The following is a 6273-nucleotide window of genomic DNA, read 5'->3' as shown; positions in this document are numbered from 1 at the left end:
GTATCGTCGCCTTGGTAAGCCGTTACCTTACCAACTAGCTAATACGGCGCGGGTCCATCTATAAGTGACAGCCGAAACCGTCTTTCACTATTGAACCATGCGGTTCAAAATATTATCCGGTATTAGCCCCGGTTTCCCGGAGTTATCCCAGTCTTATAGGTAGGTTACCCACGTGTTACTCACCCGTCCGCCGCTAACATCAGAGAAGCAAGCTTCTCATCTGTTCGCTCGACTTGCATGTATTAGGCACGCCGCCAGCGTTCATCCTGAGCCAGGATCAAACTCTCCATAAAAGAAGTAAGCTTGATAAGCTCATTTTTGATTGGTTAAGCCAATCACTCTGAAGTACTTTCAGTACTCAATTATTGGAATTAACGTTGACATATTGTCATTCAGTTTTCAATGTTCATTATAAAATAATTTGGAGCGGGTGATCGGAATCGAACCGACAACATCAGCTTGGAAGGCTGAGGTTTTACCACTAAACTACACCCGCTTAGCTATATTAAAATTGATGAATGGTGCGGCCGAGAGGACTTGAACCTCCACGGGATTTCTCCCACTAGGCCCTCAACCTAGCGCGTCTGCCATTCCGCCACGACCGCGCATGGTTTGCAGTACTCAATCAATTTGTTATTTAAGTGACTGTCATTAAGTATATTACATTAAGTTTACAATGTCAATACAAACACTTAACTTTTTAATGTAATTTTACATTGAATAACTTGTCTTATTATTTGTTACGTTTCGTTCAAGCAACATTAACTATAATACGCCGGATCTATTATTTCGTCAATGCTTTTTTATTAAAAATTTAAATAAAAAGTACTACACTCGCATATTTTTAGTGTAGTACTTTCCCAATTATTCTTTATGTTATATTTTTTAACTTTCCACCACATCGTCCACATCTATATTTACGTGTATTAACACGTTTAATACGTTTGAATTCTGTTTTACATTGCCCACATTGATATAAATAGTTAGCACGTTCTTCATAACTTTGAACGGCTTTACAAAATCGCGGTGCACCTACTTCGTTACTTAAATCTTTGAATGCTTTGTCTTTATGCTGGTATCCTTTACCTTCTAAATGTAAATGATAATGACAAAGTTCATGTTTAATTATATCTATAAGTGCCTCAACACCAAAATGTTCATATTGCTTCGGATTAATTTCTATATCATGACTACTTAATAAATACCTTCCACCAGTTATTCTTAACCTTTTGTTAAATATTGCATTGTGTTTAAAAGGCTTATTAAAATATTCCGTTGATATATTAGACACAAGTTCTTGAAGTGCCTTATTGTCCATTAGGGTCTATCATAGTTAATGACACTTTTTGTTTTTCTTGGTTTACATCTAATACCCAAACATCAACTATATCTCCTACACTTACAATATTCATAGGATGCTTAACATATCCTTTAGATAATTTAGATATATGAACAAGACCATCTTGTTTAACACCTATATCTACAAACGCACCAAAGTCGACAACATTTCGTACTGTACCACTTAAAGCCATATTTGGTTTTAAGTCTTCCATAGAAAGAACATCTGATTTTAAAATTGGTGTTTCGAATTCATCTCGTGGATCTCTTAATGGTGCTATTAAAGAAGCAATGATATCTTCTAGCGTTGGTATACCTATATTTAAGGTTTCACTTGTATCTTGTATATCTAATTTATTTAGTTTTTCTTTTAATATATCAGAACCAATATCTTCTTTTTGTAAACCAACATATTGAATCAACGCATAAGCCGCTTCATAACTTTCCGGGTGAATAGCTGTTTTATCAAGTGGTTCAGTTCCATCTAATATTCTTAAAAATCCGATACTTTGTTCAAATATTTTATTCCCTAATCTTGGAACTTTAGCTATTTCTGAATGATGTGTAATAACACCTTTTTCTTCTCTAAATTTAATAATGTTATTTGCAACTGTATTGCTAAGACCAGATACATAGCTTAGTAATGATGGAGATGCTGTGTTCACATCAACACCAACTTGGTTAACGGCAGTTTCCACGACGAATTTTAAAGTTTCACTTAGTGCTTTTTGATTTACATCATGTTGATATTGACCAACACCGATTGATTTAGGATCTATTTTAACAAGCTCACTTAATGGATCTTGTACACGTCTACCTATAGATACAGCACTTCTCTCTTCAACTTTAAAATCAGGAAATTCTTCTCTAGCTATATCTGAAGCTGAATAAACCGAAGCACCAGCTTCGTTGACAATCACAAATTGGCAAGGTAAGTCATGCTTTTTAATCATTTCAGCTACAAATTGTTCTGATTCTCTACTTGCTGTTCCGTTACCAATCGCAACTAATTCAATGTTGTGCTTCTTAATCATATCTACAAATATCTTTTCTGCTTGATCAGTTTTAGATACTGGAGGATGAGGATATAACACATTTTTATCAACAAACGAACCATATTCATTAATAACTGCTAACTTACAACCCGTTCTGTATGCTGGATCTAGTCCTAGTATTTTTTTACCTTTTAATGGTGCTTGTAATAAAAGGTTTTTTAAATTCTCAGAGAAGATTTCAATTGCATGTTCTTCAGCTTTTTGTGTTAATTCACTTCTAATCTCTCTTTCAATAGAAGGTAAGATTAATCTTTTCAAGCTATCTTGAATAGCTTCTTTAATCACATCAATATGTTTATGTTCTTTTTTAACAAATTGAGTTGTTAAATAACTTTCTAATGACGCTGTATCTATTTCGAATCCTACTTTCAATATACCTTCTGATTCTCCACGGTTAATAGCTAGCACTCTATGAGGTACTATTTTCTTAATCGGTTCTTCATATGTATAGTACATTTCAAAGATATTTTTCTCATCTTCAGCTTTCTTTTTCTTCTCAGTCACTAATTTACCTTGTCTTTCAACACTATTTAAAATGTATTTACGGTATTTAGGCTCATCTGAAATCATTTCAGCTATAATATCTTGTGCACCTTTAATGGCATCTTCATGCGATGTAACTTCTTCAGTAATATATTTTGAAGCTTCCTCTACTAAATCAATATTAGAAGTACCTTCAAGTATCCATTTAGCTAAAGGTTCTAAACCTTTACGTTTTGCTTCTGTAGCTCTTGTTTTTTTCTTTTTCTTAAATGGTCGATATAAATCTTCTATTCTTTGTAATTTTGTTTGTTTTAAAATATCATTTTTTAAGTCTTCTGTTAATAAACCTTGTTCATCAATTAATCTGATGACTTCTTCTTTTCTATTATGCAAGTTAAGTGCATATGTATATTCATTTTCAATTTGTTTAATTTCAACTTCATCAAGTCCACCAGTTAATTCTTTTCTATATCTTGCTATAAAAGGCACGGTATTCTTATCTTCTAGTAATTCTAGTACAGTTTTAATTTGTTTTTCTGTAAAAGGATGATTTTTCTTTATGATTTCTATTAGTTCTTGATTCATAATTGCCTCCTAAAAATGGTTATATTTTATTTTAACATAAATAGAATATAACCATTTTTGATTTTAAAAAGAGCCAGAAAACATTTGAAATGCTTCTGGCTCTCTTAATATATTATTTATTTCATTGCAGCTTCTTTTAATTTCTTTATTGCTGTTCTTTGAAGTCTTGAAACATGCATTTGACTGAGACCTATTTTTTCGCCAGTCTCTTTTTGACTTAAGCCCGTAATAAAGGTGTATTGAATTATTTCTCTTTCTCTATCCGTTAAAATAGGCAGAATTTTTTCTAATATCATTCTTTTTTCTGTTAAATCATAACCTTCTTCAGATTCTCCCATAATATCTAACAAGGTAACGGTAGATCCGTCTTTATCCGCTTCGATAGAATGGTCAACACTTAAGGCATTATAACTTTGACCCATTTCCATTGCTTCTAGAACATCTTCTTCAGTTACTTCTAGTCTATTTGCAATTTCAATAATTTTAGGTGACCTTCCTAATTCATTGGTCAATTCTTCGTTTGCCTTTTTTATTTTAGGGCCAATTTCTTTAATTCGTCTAGGTACATGTACACTCCAAGTTTTATCTCTTAAATATCTCTTTATCTCACCAATTACTGTTGGAACTAAAAATGCTTCAAACTTTCTTTCAAATGAAACATCGAATCTTTTTATAGCACCTAATAAACCAACCATACCAACTTGAACAAGATCTTCATGATGTGCTTGGCCTTTAGAATATTTATATGCTAAAGATTCTACTAATTTCTGATAATGTAATACTAGCTTTTCTTGAGCTTCACTATTATCATTTTCTTGGTAATCTGCTATCCAAGCATTAATGTCTTCTGGAGAAACTTCATTATAAACTTTGGACTCTTCCGTCATGTGTTTGCACCTGCTCTTTAGATAAATACTTTGTCATACTTATTGTAACACCAGCATCTTTTTGGACACTTACTTCATCCATTAATGATTCAATAAGAAATAGTCCTAATCCACCTTGTCTCAAGAAATTGATATTATCACTTTCTTGGTAAGGTCCAAGCACTTTTTTAGCTTCTTCATAATTAAAGCTTTTACCTGAATCTGATACAATGATTTCTATTTTATCTTCAAATACAAGGTAACCTATTAATATTTCACCTTCAACTTTATCACTATATGCGTGTTTCACTGCATTTGTTACCGCTTCTGACACTGCAATTTTTGAATCTTCAATATCTTCATATGAAGCACCAGCTCTATTAAACACGCCAGATAATGTTAATCTGACAAGTCCAACATATTCTGGAGCTGCAGGGAATCTCATCTCTATATAATCATAGTTAGATGTCATCTCATTATACCTCCGTTCCTTTGTTGACATGCATTAATTCTTTAAGTCCTGTAATATCAAATAATCTCTCAATTCTATCAGATACACCAAGCACATATAGTGATTTATCATGTTCATTGAGTGATTTTAATGTGCCAACAAATAAACCTAAACCAGTAGAATCCATATAACTTACGTTCTCCAAATTAACATGTATATCATGTGTTCCTTTTTGTCTAATCGGTTGTAATACGTCTTGAAGTTGAGGCGCAGTGTACACATCCAATTCTCCGCCAACTTTAATTTCATAGTAGTTTTCATGTTCAGTAGTTTCAATGTTAAGATTCATTCCTTGTTACACCCCTAAATGTATTAGACTTTCATCATTTATTTTTACCCGTTTTTAAAATGTTTAATCTTATTTAACACATCTTAAATATTTTTAACTTACAACTATTTAACTCTTTTAACAATTAATATCGTTAAATCATCTCTTTTATTTGGATTCTGTAGTTTGACTAGTTCTTCATATAAGATTTGGACAATGTCTTGCGGATGTAGTTGTTTGTACTCATCAATCATACTTAATAAATCTGTCGTTTTGATAAATTCATTTTGTTGATTGCGCAATTCTGTTACACCGTCAGTAAACACGATAATCATATCTTGTAATTCTATTTTTATTTCACTTTGTTTATAACGTGTGTGTTTATTAACACCGAGCACAATACCTCGTTCAGACATTTCTTCAAATTCTCCAGTCTGACTTCTATATATGTATCCAGGCTCATGTCCTGCAGAACTATAATAAAGCATGTTATTAATTTCTTCATATAGTCCATAGAACATTGTCACAAACATATTTTGATTAACGTTCTTTTCCACAACTCGATTCAAACGTTTCAAACCGTCACTCGGCAATTGCGAATGACCGTAAGAGTCCATACCAAATTTAATCATACTCATCGCTAATGCTGCCGGTATACCTTTACCGATAACATCTGCTACTGCAAAACTCATAGTTCCGTCATTATGATCAATTAAATTAAAATAATCTCCACTTACTTTTTGTGCTGGAACAGAAATTGCCCCAATTTGAATACTATCAAATTGAGGGATTTGAGGCTTTAGCATCGTTTGTTGCAAGCTAGACGCAACTTCCATTTCTTTATCATGAATTTTAATTTTATTTAATAACTTCTTGTAATCACGGTATGTAAAGCCATAGCCTATCATGACTTCTAAAAGAACATCAAATGAACGAATGATTTGTTCTTTAGTCAGTTCTTGTTCCTGTTCCATAATATTTACATGTAATTGTACTATCTCCTCTGGTGAAACATTATCTTCAATGGCTTCAGTTGAAAATGTTTGGCAAGATGATAAAATTTCGTCATCATTTGTTTGAACATAATCAAGTAATAATTGAAGATACTGTTGTTTCTTTTGTTCTGACACGAAGTCACCTCGTTTCAAATATACTAAAAAAGCTTTA

General features: G+C 32.4%; 6 protein-coding genes, 2 tRNA genes and 1 rRNA gene. All 9 read right to left on the bottom strand.

The genetic code is table 11. The annotated features are described in order from the left end of the window. Positions 1–293: ribosomal RNA gene (locus LQ677_RS06995) — 16S ribosomal RNA — on the bottom strand; the annotation flags it as partial. A 129-nt stretch (positions 294–422) separates the two neighbouring features. After that, a tRNA-Gly gene (locus tag LQ677_RS06990) sits at positions 423–496 on the bottom strand. A gap of 23 nt (positions 497–519) precedes the next feature. After that, positions 520–605 (bottom strand) — tRNA-Leu (locus LQ677_RS06985). 266 nt (positions 606–871) lie between these two features. After that, positions 872–1318: a SprT family protein gene (locus tag LQ677_RS06980; protein WP_239748206.1), complete on the bottom strand. Its 447-nt coding sequence runs from the start codon at positions 1316–1318 to the stop codon at positions 872–874. After that, a complete protein-coding gene (locus LQ677_RS06975) occupies positions 1308–3461 on the bottom strand; it encodes a Tex family protein (protein WP_239748205.1) in 2154 nt (717 codons plus the stop codon). The genes LQ677_RS06980 and LQ677_RS06975 overlap by 11 nt, the downstream gene beginning before the upstream one ends. Before the next feature lie 116 nt (positions 3462–3577). Continuing rightward, positions 3578–4348 (bottom strand): RNA polymerase sigma factor SigB, encoded by a 771-nt coding sequence (gene sigB, locus LQ677_RS06970; protein ID WP_037589755.1) that lies wholly within the window; start codon positions 4346–4348, stop codon positions 3578–3580. Continuing rightward, positions 4323–4799 (bottom strand): anti-sigma B factor RsbW, encoded by a 477-nt coding sequence (gene rsbW, locus LQ677_RS06965; protein ID WP_025904514.1) that lies wholly within the window; start codon positions 4797–4799, stop codon positions 4323–4325. Before rsbW ends, sigB begins: the two co-directional genes overlap by 26 nt. Before the next feature lie 4 nt (positions 4800–4803). After that, entirely contained in the window at positions 4804–5127 is a 324-nt protein-coding gene (locus LQ677_RS06960) for an anti-sigma factor antagonist (RefSeq protein ID WP_025904513.1), read from the bottom strand. A gap of 104 nt (positions 5128–5231) precedes the next feature. Continuing rightward, the gene (locus LQ677_RS06955) at positions 5232–6236 is read right to left on the bottom strand and encodes a PP2C family protein-serine/threonine phosphatase (protein WP_037589756.1); all 1005 of its coding nucleotides are present in this window, start codon (positions 6234–6236) and stop codon (positions 5232–5234) included. Between the last annotated feature and the right edge of the window lie 37 nt (positions 6237–6273).

The organism is Mammaliicoccus sp. Q-M61 (assembly GCF_022386055.1).
Taxonomy (GTDB): domain Bacteria; phylum Bacillota; class Bacilli; order Staphylococcales; family Staphylococcaceae; genus Mammaliicoccus; species Mammaliicoccus sciuri_A.
Note: the sequence above shows the minus strand (reverse complement) of the source record. Positions and strands in the feature narration are given on the sequence as shown.